The sequence below is a fragment of the Spirillospora sp. NPDC048819 genome (assembly GCF_040650055.1).
Classification (GTDB): domain Bacteria; phylum Actinomycetota; class Actinomycetes; order Streptosporangiales; family Streptosporangiaceae; genus Spirillospora.
On the sequence record NZ_JBEZGN010000014.1, the window covers coordinates 79,682 to 99,194 of the forward strand.

The 19,513-nt window shown below is 73.2% G+C and carries 20 protein-coding genes; 16 read left to right on the forward strand and 4 right to left on the reverse strand.

What is annotated here, in order from left to right; all coding sequences use genetic code 11:
- The first annotated feature begins 12 nt into the window (after positions 1–12).
- The 9 genes from tal (at position 13) to AB0C35_RS20340 (ending at position 11,568) form a co-directional block, all read left to right on the forward strand.
- Positions 13–1,128, forward strand: a complete 1,116-nt coding sequence (gene tal / locus AB0C35_RS20300) for a transaldolase (RefSeq protein ID WP_358457987.1) — start codon at positions 13–15, stop codon at positions 1,126–1,128.
- Entirely contained in the window at positions 1,125–2,798 is a 1,674-nt protein-coding gene (locus tag AB0C35_RS20305) for a glucose-6-phosphate isomerase (protein ID WP_358457989.1), read from the forward strand. The genes tal and AB0C35_RS20305 overlap by 4 nt, the downstream gene beginning before the upstream one ends.
- 119 nt (positions 2,799–2,917) lie before the next feature.
- Positions 2,918–4,639 carry a phosphoheptose isomerase gene (locus AB0C35_RS20310; RefSeq protein ID WP_358457991.1) on the forward strand — a complete coding sequence of 574 codons (1,722 nt, stop codon included), beginning with the start codon at positions 2,918–2,920 and terminating at the stop codon, positions 4,637–4,639.
- Positions 4,636–6,333 carry a hypothetical protein gene (locus AB0C35_RS20315; RefSeq protein WP_358457993.1) on the forward strand — a complete coding sequence of 566 codons (1,698 nt, stop codon included), beginning with the start codon at positions 4,636–4,638 and terminating at the stop codon, positions 6,331–6,333. Before AB0C35_RS20310 ends, AB0C35_RS20315 begins: the two co-directional genes overlap by 4 nt.
- 160 nt (positions 6,334–6,493) lie before the next feature.
- Entirely contained in the window at positions 6,494–8,020 is a 1,527-nt protein-coding gene (zwf, locus tag AB0C35_RS20320) for a glucose-6-phosphate dehydrogenase (RefSeq protein WP_358457994.1), read from the forward strand.
- Between the two features lie 17 nt (positions 8,021–8,037).
- Positions 8,038–9,063, forward strand: coding sequence for a glucose-6-phosphate dehydrogenase assembly protein OpcA (locus tag AB0C35_RS20325; RefSeq protein WP_358457996.1), 1,026 nt, complete (start codon positions 8,038–8,040; stop codon positions 9,061–9,063).
- Complete coding sequence (gene pgl / locus AB0C35_RS20330; protein ID WP_358457998.1) at positions 9,060–9,833, forward strand: 6-phosphogluconolactonase; 774 nt, start codon at positions 9,060–9,062, stop codon at positions 9,831–9,833. Before AB0C35_RS20325 ends, pgl begins: the two co-directional genes overlap by 4 nt.
- Positions 9,834–9,979: 146 nt before the next feature.
- Positions 9,980–11,188, forward strand: coding sequence for an Ig-like domain-containing protein (locus AB0C35_RS20335; RefSeq protein WP_358458000.1), 1,209 nt, complete (start codon positions 9,980–9,982; stop codon positions 11,186–11,188).
- A gap of 47 nt (positions 11,189–11,235) precedes the next feature.
- Positions 11,236–11,568 carry a cupin domain-containing protein gene (locus tag AB0C35_RS20340; protein ID WP_358458002.1) on the forward strand — a complete coding sequence of 111 codons (333 nt, stop codon included), beginning with the start codon at positions 11,236–11,238 and terminating at the stop codon, positions 11,566–11,568.
- Positions 11,569–11,591: 23 nt separating this feature from the next.
- Here AB0C35_RS20340 and AB0C35_RS20345 read toward each other — a convergent pair whose 3' ends face one another.
- Positions 11,592–12,224 (reverse strand): helix-turn-helix domain-containing protein, encoded by a 633-nt coding sequence (locus AB0C35_RS20345; protein WP_358458004.1) that lies wholly within the window; start codon positions 12,222–12,224, stop codon positions 11,592–11,594.
- A 143-nt stretch (positions 12,225–12,367) separates the two neighbouring features.
- Between AB0C35_RS20345 and AB0C35_RS20350 the strand changes: the two genes are divergently transcribed.
- The 3 genes from AB0C35_RS20350 to AB0C35_RS20360 are packed head-to-tail and all read left to right on the forward strand — an operon-like array spanning position 12,368 to position 14,700.
- On the forward strand, positions 12,368–13,513 hold the full coding sequence (locus AB0C35_RS20350) for a histidine kinase (RefSeq protein WP_358458006.1): 1,146 nt from the start codon (positions 12,368–12,370) through the stop codon (positions 13,511–13,513).
- Between the two features lie 49 nt (positions 13,514–13,562).
- Positions 13,563–13,991, forward strand: a complete 429-nt coding sequence (locus AB0C35_RS20355) for a pyridoxamine 5'-phosphate oxidase family protein (protein WP_358458008.1) — start codon at positions 13,563–13,565, stop codon at positions 13,989–13,991.
- 43 nt (positions 13,992–14,034) lie between these two features.
- Positions 14,035–14,700: a response regulator transcription factor gene (locus tag AB0C35_RS20360; protein WP_358458010.1), complete on the forward strand. Its 666-nt coding sequence runs from the start codon at positions 14,035–14,037 to the stop codon at positions 14,698–14,700.
- On the opposite strand, the gene AB0C35_RS20365 is transcribed toward AB0C35_RS20360, so the two are convergent.
- Positions 14,697–16,220 carry an MDR family MFS transporter gene (locus tag AB0C35_RS20365; protein ID WP_358458012.1) on the reverse strand — a complete coding sequence of 508 codons (1,524 nt, stop codon included), beginning with the start codon at positions 16,218–16,220 and terminating at the stop codon, positions 14,697–14,699. The genes AB0C35_RS20360 and AB0C35_RS20365 overlap by 4 nt on opposite strands.
- An 83-nt stretch (positions 16,221–16,303) precedes the next feature.
- Here AB0C35_RS20365 and AB0C35_RS20370 point away from each other — a divergent pair, with 83 nt between their 5' ends.
- The 4 genes from AB0C35_RS20370 (at position 16,304) to AB0C35_RS20385 (ending at position 18,973) form a co-directional block, all read left to right on the forward strand.
- Positions 16,304–16,789 (forward strand): MarR family transcriptional regulator, encoded by a 486-nt coding sequence (locus tag AB0C35_RS20370; RefSeq protein WP_358458014.1) that lies wholly within the window; start codon positions 16,304–16,306, stop codon positions 16,787–16,789.
- A 56-nt stretch (positions 16,790–16,845) separates the two neighbouring features.
- Positions 16,846–17,847, forward strand: coding sequence for a sigma-70 family RNA polymerase sigma factor (locus tag AB0C35_RS20375; protein ID WP_358458016.1), 1,002 nt, complete (start codon positions 16,846–16,848; stop codon positions 17,845–17,847).
- 64 nt (positions 17,848–17,911) lie between these two features.
- Positions 17,912–18,493, forward strand: a complete 582-nt coding sequence (locus AB0C35_RS20380; protein WP_358458018.1) for a dihydrofolate reductase family protein — start codon at positions 17,912–17,914, stop codon at positions 18,491–18,493.
- A 72-nt stretch (positions 18,494–18,565) separates the two neighbouring features.
- Positions 18,566–18,973: a DUF3592 domain-containing protein gene (locus tag AB0C35_RS20385; RefSeq protein ID WP_358458020.1), complete on the forward strand. Its 408-nt coding sequence runs from the start codon at positions 18,566–18,568 to the stop codon at positions 18,971–18,973.
- Positions 18,974–18,983: 10 nt separating this feature from the next.
- Here the strand turns inward: AB0C35_RS20385 and AB0C35_RS20390 are convergent, their stop codons facing one another.
- Together AB0C35_RS20390 and AB0C35_RS20395 are read right to left on the reverse strand one after the other, a co-directional pair.
- Entirely contained in the window at positions 18,984–19,145 is a 162-nt protein-coding gene (locus AB0C35_RS20390) for a hypothetical protein (RefSeq protein ID WP_358458022.1), read from the reverse strand.
- Complete coding sequence (locus AB0C35_RS20395) at positions 19,142–19,513, reverse strand: VOC family protein (protein ID WP_358458024.1); 372 nt, start codon at positions 19,511–19,513, stop codon at positions 19,142–19,144. Before AB0C35_RS20395 ends, AB0C35_RS20390 begins: the two co-directional genes overlap by 4 nt.

Here is a 19,513-nt window from a genome sequence, read left to right on the forward strand (position 1 = left end):
CGAGGAGTATCGATGAGTGACATTCTGAAGCGGCTCTCGGACGAGGGCGTGTCGATCTGGCTGGACGACATCAGCCGTGAGCGGCTGCGGACGGGCAACCTGGCGGACCTCGTCAAGGACAAGCACGTCGTCGGCGTCACGTCCAACCCGACGATCTTCGCGAAGGCGCTGAGCAAGGGCACCGCCTACGACGACCAGGTCCGCGACCTGGCGGTGCGGGGCGTGGACGTCGAGGAGGCGTCCCGCGCGATCACCACCTACGACATCCGCTGGGGCTGCGACGTGCTGCGCCCGGTGTACGACCGGACGGACGGGCTGGACGGCCGGGTGTCGATCGAGGTGGACCCCCGGCTGGCCCGCGACACCCGCCGGACGGTCGCCGAGGCGCGTGCGCTGTGGTGGCTGGTGGACCGGCCGAACCTGTTCATCAAGATCCCGGCGACGAGGGAGGGCCTGCCGGCGATCACGACGGCGCTGTCGGAGGGCATCAGCGTGAACGTGACGCTGATCTTCTCGCTGGAGCGCTACGGCGAGGTCATCGACGCCTACTTCGCCGGGCTGGAGAAGGCGCGCGAGAACGGTCACGACCTGTCGAAGATCGCCTCGGTGGCGTCGTTCTTCGTCAGCCGGGTGGACACCGAGATCGACAAGCGGCTCGACAAGATCGGCTCGGAGGAGGCGAAGGCGCTGCGCTCGAAGGCGGGCCTCGCCAACGCCCGCCTCGCGTACGCGCTGTACGAGGAGAAGTTCGGCACCGACCGGTGGAAGGCGCTGAAGGACGCCGGGGCCCGTCCCCAGCGTCCGCTGTGGGCCTCCACCGGGGTGAAGGACCCGGACCTCAACGACACGCTGTACGTGGACGAGCTGGTCGCGCCGGGCACGGTCAACACGATGCCGGAGGCGACGCTGGTGGCCGAGGCCGACCACGGCCAGGTCCGCGGCGACACCGTCAGGGGCGCCTACGACGACGCCCGCGCGCACATGGCGGCGCTGAAGGAGGCCGGCGTCGACTACGACGACGTGGTGAAGGTCCTGGAGGACGAGGGCGTCGAGAAGTTCGCGGTGTCGTGGAAGGAGCTGCTCGACTCCATCACCGGCGAGCTGGATTCCAAGAGGGCCGGCGCGTGACCTCGGTGGTGACCGCCGGGGGGATCTCGGTCACCATCCGCGGCGCCGTCGTCGACGAGAGCGAGACGGTCCTGGACCGGCTCGTCTCCGACGGCGTGCCGGGCTCGCTGACGTCCGGCAACGCGAAGCTGTGGGGGCCGGACGCGGCCCCGCTGGCCGCCCGCCGGCTGGGCTGGCTGGGCCTGCCGGAGACCTCGCGGTCTCTGGCGGGCCTGCTGGCCGAGCCGGCGGGCGAGGCCCGTGCCGCCGGGCTCGACCGGATCGTGCTGGTGGCCGCGGGCGGCCCCGCGGTCGCCGCCGAGGCGATGTTCATGTCCGCGTTCCGGTCCGCCGCGGAGCCGGCGGAGCTGATCGTCCTGGACACCGCCGATCCGCACGAGGTGTCGGGCGTCCTGGCGGGCGACCTGCACCGGACGGTCGTCGTCGTGGTGGGCGAGAGCATCGAGGCGGAATCGCTGCGGCGCGTCTTCGGGCGCGCGTTCTCCGAGGCGGGGCTGGGCGGCGCCGAGCTGGCGCACCGGTTCGTCGTCGTGGCGGACGAGGGGTCCGCGCTGGAACGCGCGGCCCGGGACGTCGGCCATCACCTCGTCCACGCCGAACCCGACGTCGACGGGCGTTTCGGCGCGCTCGGCGCGCGGGCGCTGGTTCCGGCCGCGCTCGCCGGCGTCGACGTGGACGTGCTGCTGGACGAGGCGTCCCGGCTGACGCCGACGCTCCGGCAGCCCTACGACAATCCGGCCCTGGCGCTGGGCGCGGCGCTGGCCTCCTCGGCGCTCGGCGCCCGCGACAAGCTCGTCATCGCCGACCACGGCTCCGGTTTGGACGGCTTCGCCGGGTGGGCGGAGCAGCTGATCGGCGGCGCGCTGGGCAAGGACGGCAAGGGCCTGCTGCCGGTCGTGGTGGAGGGAGCCGACGCGCCCGGCTTCGAGCTGGCGAGCGACCTGCGGCGCGTCATCCTGGGCCGCCGGCTGGACGAGCCGGGCCCCGGCCGCGAGGCGGGGGTGAACGTCGCGGGCCCGCTCGGCGCGCAGTTCCTGCTGTGGGAGTACGCGGCGGCGGTCGCGGCGCGCGTGCTGGGCGTCGACCCGTTCGACGAGCCGGACGTCGCCGAGTCGGTGGACGCCACGGCGGCGCTGCTGCGGTCGGAGGAGGGCACCGCCCCCACGGTCGTGCGGAGGCCGCCGGAGCTGGTCTCGGAAGCCGTGGAGGTGCACGCCCCCGAGGGCGCCCTGCGCGGCGCGCAGACGCTGACCGAGGCGCTGGAGGTCATCCTTGAGGACGTCCCCGACGGCGGGTACCTCGCCGTCCTGGCGTACCTGGACCGCCGCGGCGACGCGGCCGCGGCGGGGCTGCGGCCGCTGCTGGCGGCGCGGTGCGCCAAGGTCCGCAGGAATCCGGCGCCCGTCACGTTCGGGTGGGGGCCACGCTACCTGCACACGGCCGGCCAGTACCACAAGGGCGGCCCGCAGAACGGGACGTTCCTCCAGGTCACCGGTACCGTCGCCGAGGACGTCCCGGTGCCGGGGAGGCCGTACACCCTCGGCGAGCTGCAGCTCGCGCAGGCGTTCGGCGATCTGCGGGTGGTCCGGTCGCTCGGCCGTCCCGTGTTCCGCCTGCATCTGCGCGACCGCGCCGACGGCCTCGCCCAGCTGACCGAGGCTCTCGCCTGACGCGCTCTCCCGTCGAGCCGCCCGTGTGACACGGTGCTCACCCGACGCGCTGAAGAAGATCGAGGGAGAGGTCGCCAATGTCCATTCTCTCCTGAAACGATGGGGGGCAGGAGGGAACGGTGTCCGGATTCGACGTATTGACGCGCGGCGACGTGCTGGACTCGGCGCTGCAGGCGAGGGACTACCTCGTCAGCTGCGGCGTGCCCGGCGCGCTCGCCGCCAAGGACCCGCGGCTGTGGGGGCGGCGCGCGGTCGACCACAGCAGGCTGGGCTGGCTCGACCTGCCGTTCGCCTCCCGTGGCCTGCTGACCCAGGTGGACGGCATGGTCGCGGAGGCGCGCTACTCGGGCCTGGACCACATCGTGCTGATCGGCGTCGGGGCGGAGAGCCTCGCCGCCCAGGCGATCATGGAGGCGCACGCTCCGGCGGTCGCCGCCGGCGCCGCCAAGCCGGCGGCGGGCGGGGCGGCTGCGAGCGGGCCGGGCTCGAACGGGCAGGGCACGGGCGAGCTGACCGTGCTGGACGGCAGCGACACCGCCGCGCTCGCGTTCGCGCTGGAGCGGCTCGACCGCACGCTGGTCGTGCTGGCCAGCAAGGCGGGCGTGTCGCTGGAAGGCGACGCCTACCGGCGGATCTTCACCGCCGCGTTCCGTGAGCGGGGGCTGTCGGAGCGGGAGATCGCGGGCCGGTTCCTGGTGATCACCGATCATGGGAGCCCGCTGCACGACTTCGCCCGGCAGTGCGGCTACCGGATCGGGCTGACCGACCCGTATCTTCCCGGGCATTTCGGGGCGCTGTCGGCGTACGGGCTCGTCCCGGCCGTCCTCGCGGGCGCCGACGCGGAACGGCTGCTGGAGGAGGCGGCGTCGCTGGTGCCGTCGCTGGGCAAGGACGAGGACAATCCCGGCCTGCTGCTCGGCGCGGTCCTCGGCGGCTGCGCGCAGCAGGGGCCGGGCGGCCTGGCCCGCGACAAGGTGCTGCTGCGCGAGCCCGGCGGGCCGGGCGCGCTGAGCAGCTGGATCTCCCAGCTCCTCGCGGTCGGCACCGGCAAGCGGGGCCGCGGGGTGCTGGCGTTCGAGCCGCGGGGCGGGCGGGGCGACTTCCCGGACGTGCACGGCGTGTCGATCAACCCGCAGTCGGCGGCGCAGGACGAGTCCGACACCTCGGTGTGGGCGCCGCTCGGCGCGCAATTCCTGCTGTGGGAGTACGCGACGGCGGTCGCCGGGTGGCTGCTCGGCGTGAACCCGTTCGAGGCGGGCAGCACCGTCGTCCAGGAGTCCGAGGACGACGCGGCGACGATGCTGCGCTCGGCGGGCGGCGGCCCGCTGACCGCGGAGCAGCCGGTGTACACCGAGGACGGCATCGAGGTGTACGCCGACTTCCCGTGGCCGCCCGGCGCGGAGCTGCGGACCGTCCTCGGCGGGCTGGTCGCCTCGGTGCCCAACGACGGATACCTGTCCGTCATGACGTACCTGTCGGGCGACTTCTCGGGCCGCTACCTCGCGCCGTCCATGGCGCGCGGGTCCGGGCGCCCCGTCGCCTACGGGCCGGGCCCGGCGTACCCGCACGCGACCGGGCCGGTGCACAAGGACGGACCGGGCAACGGCGCGTTCCTCATCATCACCGGCGACCCCGCGCCGGGTGAGACCCTGGCCACGCAGCCCATCCCGGGCCGCCCCTACAGCCTGGCGAAACTGCAGCTCGCGCGGGCGCTGGCGGAGCTGCGGGCGCTGCGCGACCGCAGGCTGCCGGTGATCCGGCTGCATCTGCGCGACCCGGTGGAGGGCGCGGGCAGGCTCACCGAGGCGATGCGGTCGGTGGCGGGAGCGCGCCGGCCGTGACCTTCACCGCCGTCGTCTCGGGGGAGACGGCCATCACCGCCCGCGGGCCGCTGAAGGAGGCCGCCGAGCGGGTTCTGGGCCGGCTGTGGATCGACCAGGTGCCGGTCCGGCTCGCGTCGGAGGACGCGTCCCTGTGGCCGTCGACCGCGACCGCCGGGCTGGAGGGCCGGCCGCTGTGCTGGCCGGGGCAGCCCGGGCCGGGCCGCGCGGCGCTGGAGCGTGCCGAAGAGCTGCGCGCGCGGGCCCGCGCGGACGGGCTGACCGAGGTGGCGCTGCTCGGGCGCGGCGCACCGGCCCGCGCCGCCGAGCTGATCGTCGCGGCGCACCGGCTCACCGCGCGGGACACGGCCGCGACGACGACCGGAGATGACGGGGAGGACGGGGACGAGGACGGCGGCGCCGCGCCCGGCGCCGGCGTGTCGCCGCTCACCGTGCTCGACGGTCCGGAGCCGGGCCCGCTGCTGCGCATCCGCGACGACCCGGAGCGGCTGAACCGCACGATGATCGTCGTGACCGGCGACGATCCCGGCACCGACACGCTCCGCCAGGTGTTCGCCCGGATGCTCCAGGACCTCGGCCTGTCCCCCGACGAGATCGCGCGGCGGTTCGTCACCGTCGCCGAGCCCGGCGCCGCGGCGGCCAAGCGCGCGACGGAGGCGGGGCATCCGCTGATCGAGGCGCCCGCCCCGACCGCGTTCGGCGCCCTGTCCCCCTACGCGCTGGTGCCGGCGGCGCTCGCCGGAGCCGACGTGGGGCGGCTGCTCGACGCGGCCACCGCCGTCCTGCCCTCGCTCACCCGGCCGGAGAACAATCCGGGTCTCGTCCTCGGCGCCATCCTCGGCGGGGCGGCCCGCACCGGCCGGCGGACGGCCGTGCTCGGCGGCTACCCCGCGGCGCTGCCGGGGATCGCGGGATGGGTCGCGCTGCTGCTGGAGGAGACGGCCCGCGGCCGGCTGACCCCGGTCGTCCAGGGCGGCGGCCTCCCGCTGACCCCGGCCGGCGACCTGTTCCTCGTGACGTTCGACGGCCGCCCGCACCAGGACGACTCCACCGTCGCCGGGCCGCTCGCCGCGCAGCTCGTCGTGTGGGAGTACGCCGCCGCCGTCGCCGCCTACCTGCTGGAGCTGGACCCCCTCACGCCGCGGGACCGCGCGGCCCCGATGACGCTCGACGACGGGTCGGGAGACCCGCTGTTCGCCGACGGCGACCCGGGCCGCGCCGTCGAGGTGCACACGACCGTCCCGGCGCTGGCGGCGGCGCCCGACCTGCCGCGGCTGCTGGACGCGCTGACCGACCGGATCGGCGCGGACGAGCATCTGGCGATCGTCGCCTACCTGGACCCGGACGAGACGCGCGGGCAGGGCACGCAGATCCGCAGGCTCGCCGCGCTGCTGGCCGCCCGCTGCGGCCGCCCGGTGACGGTCGGCTGGGGCGGCCGGCGGCTCCCGAGCGGGAATGATCAGCCGGACGGAGGCGTATTCCTGTTGGTGACCGGGAACGTGGTTCGCGACGTTCCGGTCCCGGACCGGCATCATCGGCTCGGCATGCTGCAGCTCGCCCGGGCGCTCGGGGACGCCCGCGACGCGCGCGCGGCGGGCCGCCCGGTGGTGCGGCTGCACCTGCAGAACCGCTGGGCGGGGCTCGCCCGGCTGCTCGACTCCGCCAGAGGAGACCCCGGAAGAGGAGGGGAGTGAGCGCGCCGCCCGGCGTCGCGCCCCCGCTTCAGTTCGTTCCCTTTTCGTCCGTTCACGCATCAGAGCACGGGGTCAGGACCAAGATGTTCGAAGTACTGGTACGACTAGGCACCGAGCCGCCGGAGGCGGCGTCGAAGGCAGTGCCACCGGAGGGGGCCACGTGACCGACCCAGCCAATCCGCTCCGCGACCCGCGGGACAAGCGCCTGCCGCGGGTGGCCGGGCCGTGCGTCCTCGTGCTGTTCGGGGTCACCGGGGACCTGTCACGCAAGAAGCTGCTGCCGGCCATCTACGACCTGGCGAACCGGGGGCTGCTGCCGCCGGGCTTCTCCCTGGTCGGCTTCGCCCGCCGCGACTGGGACCACCAGGACTTCCGGGAGATCGCTCACGAGTCGGTCAAGAAGCACGCGCGGACCCCGTTCCGCGAGGACGTGTGGACGCACCTGTCGGAGGGCATGCACTTCGTCCCCGGCACGTTCGACGACCCGGGCGCGTTCGACGCGCTGTCGATGGCCGTCAAGGAGCTCGACGCGACACGCGGCACGGGCGGGAACTACGCGTTCTACCTGTCGATCCCCCCGAAGTTCTTCCCGGAGGTCGTGGAGCAGCTGCAGCGCTGCGGGCTGGCCGACCCCAGCGAGGAGGCCTGGCGGCGGGTCGTCATCGAGAAGCCGTTCGGGCACGACCTGAAGAGCGCGGTCGAGCTGAACGACACCGTGCACCGCGTCTTCCCCGAGGAGTCGATCTTCCGGATCGACCACTACCTCGGCAAGGAGACGGTGCAGAACATCCTGGCGCTGCGGTTCGCCAACGCGATGTTCGAGCCGATCTGGAACCGTTCGTACGTCGACCACGTGCAGATCACGATGGCCGAGGACATCGGCATCGGCGGCCGCGCCGGGTACTACGACGGGATAGGCGCCGCCCGCGACGTCATCCAGAACCACCTGCTGCAACTGCTGGCGCTGACGGCCATGGAGGAGCCCACGTCGTTCAGCGCCGAGGCGGTCCGCGCCGAGAAGGCCAAGATCCTGTCCTCGGTGCGGGTGCCCGGGGACCTCGCGGAGGCCACCGCGCGCGGCCAGTACGCGGCCGGATGGCAGGGCGGCGTGAACGTCAGCGGCTACCTGGAGGAGGACGGCATCCCCGCCGACTCCCGCACCGAGACCTACGCGGCGATCAAGCTGGAGATCGAGAACCGGCGCTGGGCGGGCGTCCCGTTCTACCTGCGGACCGGCAAGCGCCTCAGCCGCCGGGTGACGGAGGTGGCGATGGTGTTCCAGAAGGCGCCGCACCTGCCGTTCTCTCACACCGACACCGAGGAGCTCGGGCAGAACGCCCTGGTCATGCGGGTGCAGCCGGACGAGGGCATCACGGTCCGGTTCGGCTCGAAGGTGCCCGGCACCTCGATGGAGATCCGCGACGTCAACATGGACTTCGCCTATGGCGAGTCGTTCACCGAGACCTCCCCGGAGGCGTACGAGCGGCTGCTGCTGGACGTGCTGATCGGCGACCCGCCGCTGTTCCCGCGCCAGGAGGAGGTCGAGCTGTCCTGGAAGATCCTCGACCCGATCGAGGAGTTCTGGGCGAGCCGCGGCGGTCTCGAACAGTACAAGTCCGGCGGCTACGGGCCCGACTGCACCGATGAGCTGATGGCGCGGGACGGGCGAGTCTGGCGGCGGCTCTAGATGAACGGGGGCTCTGCATGAACATCGACCTCACCGGTACCACCACGCGCAAGATCCAGGACGCGCTGACGCAGTCGCGGCATCTGATGGGCGGCCCCGCCGTCGGCATGGTGCTCACGCTGATCATCGTGACCGACGAGTCGGCGCAGTACGACGCGGTGCGCGCGGCGACGGAGGCGGCCCGCGAGCATCCCTGCCGGGTGCTGACCGTCATCTCCCGCGACCCGCGCGGCGGCTCGTCCCGGCTGGACGCGGAGATCCGGATGGGCGAGACCGGCCCGGGCGAGACGGTGCTGCTGCGCATGTACGGGCCGCTCGCCGAGCACGCCGACTCGGTGGTCGTCCCGCTGCTGATGCCCGACACCCCGGTGGTGACGTGGTGGCCGGGCGGCAAGGTGCCGAAGGTGCCGGCCCTGGACCCGCTCGGGGTGCTGGCGCAGCGCCGGGTGACCGACTCCTACGCGGCCCGCGACCGGCTCGGCACCCTCGCGCAGCTCGCCGAGGGGTACCGTCCGGGCGACACCGACTTCACCTGGACGCGGCTGACCTCGTGGCGGTCGCTGCTGGCCGCCGCGCTCGACCAGGACCACGACGAGATCACGGGCGGCGAGGTGACGGCCGAGCCGGACAGCCCGAGCGCGGAGCTGCTGGCGGCGTGGCTGTCGGTCCGGCTGGGCGTCCCGATCGGCCGGACGGTCTCCGAGGGGCCCGGCATCACGGGCGCGCGGCTGACGACGACGGGCGGCGACATCCAGATCCACCGCCCCGACGGGCGGGTCGCGACGCTGTGCCGGCCGCGCCAGCCCGACCGGCAGGTGTCGCTGATGCGGCGGCCGATGGCCGAGCTGCTGGCCGAGGAGCTGCGCCGGCTCGACCCCGACGAGGTGTACCGCGACGCCGCCGCCCGGTTCGCCAAGGACCTCGCCGGCGGGTCGACGGAGGAGGGCGTGGCGAGCGAGCCGCTGTCGGCGACGGCGGAGGCGGCGCGGACCGGGCCCGCCGAGGGGGACGCGGACGCGTCCGGCGGGCGGGGTGACGCGTGAACGCCCCGTCGGTCCTGGTCCACCGCGACCAAGGCGTGCTCGCCGAGGCGGTCGCGGCACGGCTGGTGACGCGGATCGCGGACGCCCAGGCGGCACGCGGCTCGGCGTCGGTGGTGCTGACCGGCGGCGGCGTCGGCACGGCGGTGCTGGCCGCGCTGGCCGGCGCCGGGGCGCGCGACGCGATCGACTGGGGGCGCCTGGACGTGTGGTGGGGCGACGAGCGCTTCCTGCCCGCCGGCGATCCGGAGCGCAACGAGACCGGCGCCCGGGAGGCGCTGCTCGACCACGTCCCGGTGGATCCGGCGCGGGTGCGTCCGATGCCGGCGGCGGACGGGCCGGACGGCGACGATCCGGAGGCCGCGGCGGAGCGGTACGCCGCCGAGCTGCGGTCCGCCGCGGGTCCCGGCGGCGGGGGCCCGGTGCCCTCGTTCGATGTGCTGATGCTAGGCGTGGGCCCGGACGCGCACGTCGCGTCGCTGTTCCCGGGGATGCCGGCGCTGCGGGACGGGCGTCCGGTGGTGGCCGTGCGGGACGCCCCGAAGCCGCCGCCGACGCGTATCTCGCTGACGTTCGCCTCGCTGCGCGCCGCACGCGAGGTGTGGGTGCTGGCGTCCGGCGAGTCCAAGGCCGAGGCCGTCCGGCTCGGGCTGGCGGAGACCGATCCCGTGAAGGCGCCGGTCGCGGGCGCCCGGGGCCTTGAGCGGACCCTGTTCCTGCTGGACCGGGCGGCCGCCGCGCAGCTTCCGCCGGAGCGCGCCACCGGATCCTGACGCTGCCGGCCGAGCGCGGGTGAGCTGGGCGAACCTTGACCCGCCTGAGAGAAAACCGAAGAGTACGGCTCCTTCCGCATGCCTTCCGTAAAACCGCGCATACCCTGACGAGGGGGTAACCCGCGTCTAAGCGTGAGGAGTCTCAGGTGCTCAAGGGTCGGACCGGGACCGCGAGTGCGGCGATCATCGGGGCGGCGGTCATCGCGGTCGCCGGCTGCTCGTCCGGCGGCGACGGCGGCGGCGAGGGCGGCGACGGCGACGGCAGGGCGGCGGACCCGGTGAAGCTGTCCATCACCCCACCGACCGGCACGAAGCAGGTCGCGCCCGACAAGCCCGTCGTCGTCCGGGCGGAGAACGGCAAGCTGACGAACGTCACCCTCACCTACGGAAAGAAGGGTGAGAAGGCCGAGGGCAGGCTCGCAGCGGACGGCACGTCGTGGCGGTCGTCGTGGACGCTGAGGCCGTCCACCACGTACACGCTCACCGCGAAGGGCACCGGCCAGGACGGCGAGAAGGTCGACGCGACCTCCACGTTCACGACGCTGAAGCCGGCCGGGAAGCTGGAGAGCGGCATGTCGCCGCTGGACGGCGAGACCGTCGGCGTCGGCATGCCGGTCCAGCTGCTGCTGTCGCGGCCGGTGAGCACGAAGGCCGGCAAGATCGCGGTGGAGAAGTCCCTTGAGGTCCAGATGTCGGAGCCCGTCCAGGGCGCCTGGTACTGGATCAGCGACAAGGAGGTCGACTTCCGTCCCCGCGAGTACTGGCCGACCGGCCAGAAGGTGAAGGTCACCGCTCACCTGGCGGGCGTGAAGGTGGCCGACGGCGTGTACGGCGTCGAGGACCGCACGGCGAGCTTCACCGTCGGTGAGCGGCACATCACCACCGTCGACGCCAAGAAGCACCGTGCGACGGTCACCGAGAACGGCGAGACGGTGAAGACCTTCAACGTCAGCCTCGGCAAGCCCGGCCACGAGAGCTACAGCGGGACGATGATCGCGCAGGAGAAGGCGAAGGACATCATCATGGACTCGGCGACGACCGGTAACCCGGGCGAGTACCGGATCCCGACGAAGTGGAACGTCCGCCTCACCTACAGCGGCGTGTTCGTGCATTCGGCGCCGTGGTCGACCGCCGCCCAGGGCAGCGACAACGTCAGCCACGGGTGCGTGAACATGTCACCCCAGAACGCCAAGTGGTTCTACGACTTCACCAACCGGGGCGACGTCGTCAAGGTGACGGGAACCTCCCGGAAGCTGGAGTTCGGCAACGGCCCGACGCCGTGGGCGAAGTCCTGGGAGGGCTGGCTGGAGGGCAGCGCGATCGGCAAGCCGGTCATGGGCACCCCGCTCAAATGACCCCCGCGCCGGGAGCCGCCGGCGATGCCGCTGGCACACTTGGTGCCATGCAGAAGCTCTCGTTGGACGCACTGGTACGGGACCATCTCAAGCGCGCCGCCGCGGCCTCCACCGGACGCAGCGCCGACACCGTCTACGGCGGTCACGAGCACGTCCTGCGCCAGACGCTCATCGCGCTGACCTCGGGCACGACGCTGTCGGAGCACGAGAACCCCGGGGAGGCGACGATCACGGTCCTGCACGGGCGGGTGCGGCTGCTGAGCGGCGAGAACTCCTGGGACGGCATCTCCGGCGACCTGCTGATCATCCCGGCGGCGCGGCACAGCCTGGAGGCGCTGGAGGACTGCGCGATCCTCCTTACCGTCGCCAAGCTCCCCTGAGCGGCCGGCCGGGGCGGCCGGGGTCAGCCGCGCCGCAGGTGCGCGAGGCAGGCGCCGGGTTCGGCGAACGGCTCCAGCCGGTCGGCCTCGACCGGTGCGTCCAGTTCCGTCAGCGCCCCCTGCATGAGGCCGAGGTGGACGTCGCAGACGAGCGGCCCGTACTCCTCGGCGAGTTCCAGGAACGGGCAGTGCCGCAGCCGGATGACGTCCCCGTCGGGTTTCGGGGCGAAGTCGAGGTCGTCGAGGAGGGCGGTGAGCCGTTCGGCGGCCTCCTCGTCGGTCATCCGCTTGAACGGAGGCGGGCGGTCGACGAGGAACCGGCCCCATTCCCGTCCGGCCTGCGCGGCGCTCTCCCGCGCCCGCGGGCCGTCCGACGCCAGCCGGCTGAGCAGGATCTGGGCGAGGAGCCGGTAGCCGCGGGCGCCGCCGCGGTCCATCCCGGCGCGGGGGGTGTAGACGGTGCGGGGACGTCCGGGGCCGGAGGGCTGTTCGACGGTGCGTTCCACGGCGCCCTCGGCGGCCAGGGCGTCCAGGTGGAAGCGCGCGGTGTTGGCGTGCACGCCGAGCCGCCCGGCGATGTCGGTGACGCCGAGGGGTGCGCCGGCGTCGCGGAGGACGTCCAGGACCTCGCGGCGGCGCGGACCTTCCGTTGCCATGGCGCTCATTCCTCCTCCCGTTCTTACGAATATACCTGTAATAATCGTGTCAATCGAAGTGCGCAGAGCGCGGATACCAAAGTCGATGGCGGGCCGACCTGCGGCCGCTTCCGGGGCATGGCGGCGTGGCTAACGTTGGCCCCGTGGATCTCAGGCGACCGTGGCGCGACTGGCTCGGCGACCTGGCGGTCGCCGCCGGGGCGGTGCTGCTCGGCACGCTGATGCTCCTGGCGTCCTTGAGCGACTTCCCCGAAGGGTCCAAGACCGCGATACCCCGGGACATCGCGACCGGGGCGGTCTCCTGCGCCGTCCTGCTGCTGTGGCGGCGCCGGTACCCGGTCGCGGTCGCCCTCGTGCTGATGGCGCTCCAGTTGACGGCGGCGACCGTGCTCGGCACCGCCGCGGCCGCGGTGTTCTCCGTCGCGATGCTCCGGCCCTGGCGGACGAGCATCCCGGTCGCGGTCGCGGCCGGGCTGGCGGTCGCCGGGCTGTTCTGGCTCGCGCCGCTGTCCGAGCGCGAGTTCCGGGAGGGGATCGTCGCCTTCGGCCTGCTGTACGCGGTGCTGGTGTCGTCGGGGATGCTGGTGCGGTCCCGGCGGCAGCTCATCGCGTCGCTGAAGGAACGGGCCCGCGCCGCCGAGACCGAGCAGCGGCTGCGCGTCGAGGAGGCCCGGCTGCTGGAGCGCGAGCGGATCGCCCGCGAGATGCACGACGTCCTCGCGCACCGCATCTCGCTGCTCGCCGTGCACGCGGGGGCGCTGGAGTTCCGCCCGGACGCGCCCGCCGACCAGCGCGAGGCGGCGGGGATCATCCGGCAGAGCGCCTACGAGGCGATGGAGGACCTGCGCGAGGTGATCGGGGTGCTGCGGGACGACACGCCCGGCACCGACCCGGAACGGCCGCAGCCGACGCTCGCCGACGTGTCCGGGCTCGTCCGCGAGTCGCGGCGCGCCGGGGGCCGCGTCACCCTGGACGAGAACGTCCCCGACCCGGGCCGCGTCCCGTCGCGCGTGGGGCGGCACGCCTACCGGATCGTCCAGGAGGGGCTGACCAACGCCCGCAAGCACGCGCCCGGCGCCGACGTCCGGGTGCGGCTCGACGCCGGGGCGGACCTGGACATCGAGATCGTCAACGGGCTGCCGCCCGACCCGCCGGCCGCGCTCACGATGCCCGCGTCGGGCGCGGGCCTCGTCGGCCTCGCCGAGCGGGTGGCCCTGCTCGGCGGCACGCTGGAGCACGGCCGCACCGGCGACGGCCGCTTCCGGCTCCGCGCCCGCCTCCCCCTGTAGCCCGGGCCCGAGCGCGCATGCCGCACCGGACGCTGGGAAGGTGGAGGGCATGGCATCGAACTCCTCACCGCAGCCCGTACTGGAGGAACTCGACCGCGCCGTCTGCATGCGGCTCCTCGGCGACGGCGGCATCGGCCGCATCGCCTTCGACGACGGCGAGGGCCCCACGGTCGTCCCCGTGAACTACGCCGTGGACGGGGACGCGGTGGTCTTCCGGACGTCGGTCTCGGGCCGGCTGAACCGCAGCCTGCTGACGGCCGTGGTGGGCGGCGCGGTCAGGGCGGCCTTCGAGGTCGACAGGTTCGACGAGTCGACCCGCGAGGGCTGGAGCGTCCTGGTGCGCGGCGGCGCCCACCCGCTGACCGACGAGGAGAAGGCGACCGCCGCACAGGTCCAGCCATGGCCCGGCGGCGACCGCGAGGCGTGGTTCCGGCTGTCGGCACTGGAGGTCAGCGGGCGGCGGCTGCACCGGCCGTAGTCGGCGCACGGGCCGTGGGCCCGCGGGCCGTTAGGGTGACGGAATGGACTCCCCGCCCATCCGCGTGCTGATCGTCGACGACGACGCGCTCGTCCGCGCCGGCCTGTCGATGATGCTGTCGAACGCCGGCGACCTCGAGGTCGTGGGAGACGTCGCCGACGGCGCCGAGGTGGTGTCCGCCGTGAACCGGTACCGGCCCGACGTGGTCCTGATGGACATCCGGATGCCCCGGGTGGACGGGCTCGCCGCGACCGAGCTGCTGCGCGCCCGCCGCGAGCCGCCCGAGATCATCATCCTGACGACGTTCGACACCGACGACCACATCGTGCGCGCGATGCGGGCGGGCGCGAGCGGCTTCCTGCTGAAGCACACGCCGCCGCCCGGCATCGTCCGGGCGATCCGGGAGGTCGCCGCCGGTGAGCCGATGATGTCGCCGGCGGTTCTGCGCAAGATGATGTCCCATGTCGCCGCCTCCGGCGCCGACCCGCGCCAGGCCCGCGCCCGGGAACTGCTGGACCGGCTGAGCGACGGGGAGCGCGCCGTCGCCGCGCTCGTCGGACGCGGCCGCACCAACAGCGAGATCGGCAAGGAGCTGTCCCTCAGCGTCGCCACCGTGAAGGCGTACGTGTCGCGGCTGCTGACCAAGCTGGAGCTGAACAACCGCGTCCAAGTGGCCCTCCTCGTCCACGACGCCGCCCTCGACGACTAGCTCTTCGGCCCCCGCGGCGTCAGAGGGACGTTGCGGAGGAGCAGGGCCGCCACGAGGCCCGCCGCCAGGACGGGGAGGGCGGTGAGGAACAGGTCGGAGAAGGCGGCCGCGAACGCCTCCGCGACACCGTCCTGCACGGGCCCGGGGAGCCTGGACAGGACCTCGGGCCGGACGGCGTCACCGAATACGGGCACCTGGCCGTCGGGGACGCGCCGTCCGATCTCCTCGGCGAACCGGCTCGACACGATGGCGCCGAACACCGCCATGCCCGCGGCGGTGCCGAGCATCCGCGTCGCGAAGACGCCGGAGCTCGCCGCGCCCAGGTCGCGGCTCGGGGCGGCGTTCTGCGCGATGAGCATGACGACCTGCTGGGACAGCCCCGCCCCGAACCCGAGCAGCGCCATGTAGCACCCGGCGGTGAACAGTCCCGTTCGGGCGTCCATCGTGGCAAGGAGCGCGATGCCGACCGCGCTGAGCGCCATGCTCGCGGCGGGCAGCCGGTGGTAGCGGCCGGTCCGGTGGATGTACTTGCCGGCGCCCATCGCGGCGGCGACGAGGCCGAGCATCATCGGCAGGAGCAGCAGGCCCGAGTCCGCCGCCCCCACTCCCCCGACGACCTGGAAGAACATCGGCAGGTAGGTGGCGAGCCCGAACCCGGTCGCGCCGCCCACGGCCGCGACGGCGCAGGCCACGGCGAACGACCGGTCGCGGAACAGCCGGGGCGGGATGACCGGCTCGGCGGCCGTCCGTTCGGCCAGGACCCACACGGTGAACAGCACCGCCGCCCCGGCCCCGAGGCCGAGGACGACCGGCGAGCCCCACGCGTAGCGCGTCCCGGCCCAGCTGGTGAACAGCGTGAAGCAGGTGACGGCCGCGCCGAGCAGGACGATGCCGAGGTAGTCGATCCGGGGCCTGCGGTCCGGCTTGGGCAGCCGCAGGAACAACACGGTCGTCGCGGTCGCGGCGACGCCGAGCGGCAGGTTGACGTAGAACACCCACCGCCAGGAGGCGTGGTCGGTGAGGAAACCGCCGATCAGCGGGCCCGCGATGCTGGAGACCGCGAAGATCAGCGCCGAGTAGCCCTGGTACTTCGCGCGCTCCCGCGGCTCGAACAGGTCGCCGGTCAGCGCGAACATCGAGCTGAGCAGGCAGCCGGCGGCGGCGCCCTGGACGACGCGGAACACGATCAGCCAGTTCATCGACGGGGCCGCCCCACACGCCGCCGACCCCGCCATGAAGCCGAGGAGCCCGATCAGCAGGATCGGCCGGCGTCCGAACAGGTCCCCCAGGCGTCCTGACAGGGGGACGGTGACGCTGGTGGCCAGCACGTACGCGGTCGACACCCACGCGAGCCGGTCGAGTCCGCCGAGGTCTCCGACGAGCGTGGGCAGCGCGGTGCCGAGCACCGTCGCGTCCAGGGAGGACATGAGCCCCGCGAGCATCAGCCCGCCGAACACCAGCAACCGGTGCCGGTGACTCATCGGCATCGTCTCGGCCGGGCGGGGTAGTCCGACAATCATGTGCACCTCACAGTCATATGCGTAACGCAATTGAATGCTAGACGCATGCAGATGAGGGACGCAACCTAGCTAGACTGGTCACCATGAGCGAGGAGTCGTCGCGCGACGGAGTCAGATATGACGGGGCGATGGACGCCGTCGAGCGGAGCATGGTCAAACTGCGGCGCGGCATGTCGCGGCAGCGGCTGGGCAAGGCGGCGATCCGGGAGCACAACCTCCCCGTGGACGTCCAGATCCTGCACGTCGTGGACATCATCGACGAGGGCCCCGACGACGCCGGCCAGGAGATGAGCGTCGGCCTGGTCGCCGCCCGCCTGGGCGTCGACGCGTCCCGGGGCAGCCGCATCGTCGCGGAGGCCGTCAAGTCCGGGTACGTCCGCCGCGTCGCGTCCCAGGAGGACGGCCGCCGCATCCACCTGGAGCTCACCGGCGCCGGGCAGGCCATCGTGGACGCCACCCGCCGCACCCGCCACGAGCACTTCGCCAAGGCCATGGGCGACTGGACGGACGAGGAGCGCACCGAGTTCGCCCGCCTCCTGTCCCGCTTCGTCCACTCCTACGACGACTGACCGGCGACGATCGATGGGAGGGCGGTTCGCGGTCGGCGACCACTAGGCTCGCCCAGGTGGACGAAGGCGAACTTCTGACGCGGGCCCGCGCCGGCGACCCGGCGGCGTTCGACCGGCTGACCGCCCCCTACCGGGGTGAGCTGAAGGCGCACTGCTACCGCATGCTCGGCTCGCTGCACGACGCGGAGGACGCGCTGCAGGAATCGATGCTCGCCGCCTGGCGCGGCCTGGGCGGCTTCGAGGGACGCAGTTCGCTGCGCACCTGGCTGTACCGGATCAGCACCAACGCGTGCCTGCGGCTGAGCTCCAAACGCCCGCGGCGCGTCCTGTCCCCCGACCACGGCCCGCCGCGCAGCGGCACCGACGACCTCGGCGAGCCGGTGGCCGGCCCGGTGTGGCTGGAACCGTGGCCGGACGACGTCGCCGCCGACGATCCCGGCCCCGCCGGCGCGTTCGCCCGCCGCGAGGGCGTGGAACTGGCCTTCGTCGCGGCGTTGCAGCACCTGCCGTCCACCCAGCGCGCGGTGCTCATCCTCCGCGAGGTGCTGGAGTTCTCCGCCGCCGAGGTCGCCGGGTTCCTCGACATCACACCGGCCGCGGTCAACAGCGCCCTGCAACGCGCCCGCAAGGCCGTCCAGGAGCGGGTACCGCCCACCACGCAGCAGGCCGAACTGTCGGCGCTCGGCGCGGACGGGCAGCGGGAGCTGATCGACGCCTTCGTGACCGCATGGGAACGCGCCGACGTGGACACCCTCGTCACCCTCCTCGCCGACGACGTCCGCTTCACCATGCCGCCGCTGCCCGCCTGGTTCGACGGCCGCGACAGCGTCGTCCGGTTCCTCACCGAACGCGTCTTCGCCACGCCCTGGCGCCTCGTGCCGATCCGGGCCAACGGGCAGCCCGCGTTCGCCTGCTACCAGCAGAACCCCGACGGGCGCTTCCGGATCGGCGCGATCAACGTCCTCGGCCTCCGCGACGGCCTGATCACCGAGATCTCCGGCTTCCTCGACCCCGGCCTGTACCCCCTCTTCGAACTTCCGGAGGAATTCTCCTCCTGACCGATGAATCCGCGGCGTCCGCTGTCTCTCCCCCGGTGAAAGCACATCCGAGAGGAGAACACCGATGCGCAAGCTGATCGTCACCAACATGATCTCGCTCGACGGCTACTACGAGGGGCCGGGCAACAACGTCATGGCGCTCCCCTTCGACGAGGGCTTCAGCGAGTACAACGCCGAACGCCTCCGCGCCGCCGACACCCTCCTGCTGGGACGCGCCACCTACGAAGGCTTCAGGAGCTATTGGCCGCCGATCGCGGACGACACCTCCCAGCCGCCGGTGGAGCGCGAGATCTCCCGCCTCAACACCGCCATGGACAAGGTCGTGGTCTCCGACACCCTCACCCCGAACCAGACGGCCCCCTGGAACAACACCGAGATCGTCAAGCGCGCCGACGCCCACGCCCGGGTCGCCGCCCTCAAGGAGAGCCCCGGCAAGGAGATCATCATGTTCGGCAGCCACACGCTGTGGAACGACCTCCTCGTCGCGGGTCTGGTCGACGAACTGCACCTCATGATCGGCGCGGGCGTCCTCGGCGCCGGCACCCGGGTGTTCGAGGGCCCCGCCCCGGTCCGGCTGCGGCTCCTGGAGTCCCGTACCCTCCCGGACTCCAGCCTCGTCCTCACCCGCCACGCCCCCGCCGCATGACGCACCTCCACCCCGGCGGCCTCCGCGCCGCCGGGGTGGCCACGCGGACCGGGCCGCACTACTTTGAGTGCGGTGGATTTCGTCAAAGCGGCCGCCTTGATCGCCCTCGGCACGGGCCTTCTGTGGGGCTGCCGGGTGGAGATGCTCGCCTGGTCCCGTCGGCGTCGCCGCGGAGTACGCACGACCGGGATCGTCGTCGGGCACCGCTCACCGGCCACCGCGGGTCCCGGAACCGTGCAGCGGTCGGGAGTCTTCGAGTTCATGACCGAGGACGGCCAGGTGGTTCAGGCGACCAGTTCGCTGTCCACCCCGCGCGGCCCGAAGATCGGAACCCGGATCCCCATCGTGTACGACCCGGCAGACCCCGCGGGCAGCGCGGACCGCCCCGGCGTCCTCACCTTCAAGATCGTCGCACTGCTCCCCGTCATGCTCGCCATCGGCACGGCCCTCACCATCTACGGCGTCACACTCCTGACCTGAAGCGCCGCCGTCAGGCGGCGACCGCGACCAGGGCGGCGGCCCGGCGGACGTGCTTGTCGACGGCGTCCCGGAAGCCCGGATCGCCCAGCATGGGGCCGAACCAGTGCTCAACCTGCCTGGCCAGCTCGATGAAGCACGGCACGTCCTGCTCACGGGCGAGTCTGATGATCAATCGAGGCGCTTGCGGAGCAGGCAGAACTCGTTGCCCTCCGGGTCGGCGAGGACGACCCAGCTCTCCTCCCCCGTCTGCCCGACGTCGGCGTGCCGCGCCCCGGCGGCCAGCAGCCGCTCAAGTTCGGCGTCCTGGTCGCGGTCCGTGGGGTTGACGTCGATGTGCAGCGGCAGCTTGTCCGCCCTGGCGTCCTCGCTGGGACTGAGGACGAGCGTCGGCTGGAGCCCACCGAACCCTTCCGGGGGACCGATCTCGATCCCGTCGTCGTCCCGTTCCAGCACCACGAACCCCAGCACCTCGCACCAGAACTCCGCGAGCCTCTCCGCATCGCGGCAGTCGAGCACGAGCTCAGTGATCCGACAAGCCAC

Excerpts from the sequence above, each read along its gene's own strand:
- tal (WP_358457987.1), top strand. The coding sequence starts at position 13 with ATGAGTGACATTCTGAAGCGGCTCTCGGACGAGGGCGTGTCGATCTGG.
- AB0C35_RS20325 (WP_358457996.1), top strand. The coding sequence starts at position 8,038 with ATGAACATCGACCTCACCGGTACCACCACGCGCAAGATCCAGGACGCG.
- AB0C35_RS20340 (WP_358458002.1), top strand. The coding sequence starts at position 11,236 with ATGCAGAAGCTCTCGTTGGACGCACTGGTACGGGACCATCTCAAGCGC.
- AB0C35_RS20345 (WP_358458004.1), bottom strand. The coding sequence starts at position 12,224 with ATGGCAACGGAAGGTCCGCGCCGCCGCGAGGTCCTGGACGTCCTCCGC.
- AB0C35_RS20355 (WP_358458008.1), top strand. The coding sequence starts at position 13,563 with ATGGCATCGAACTCCTCACCGCAGCCCGTACTGGAGGAACTCGACCGC.
- AB0C35_RS20360 (WP_358458010.1), top strand. The coding sequence starts at position 14,035 with ATGGACTCCCCGCCCATCCGCGTGCTGATCGTCGACGACGACGCGCTC.
- AB0C35_RS20365 (WP_358458012.1), bottom strand. The coding sequence starts at position 16,220 with ATGATTGTCGGACTACCCCGCCCGGCCGAGACGATGCCGATGAGTCAC.
- AB0C35_RS20370 (WP_358458014.1), top strand. The coding sequence starts at position 16,304 with ATGAGCGAGGAGTCGTCGCGCGACGGAGTCAGATATGACGGGGCGATG.
- AB0C35_RS20380 (WP_358458018.1), top strand. The coding sequence starts at position 17,912 with ATGCGCAAGCTGATCGTCACCAACATGATCTCGCTCGACGGCTACTAC.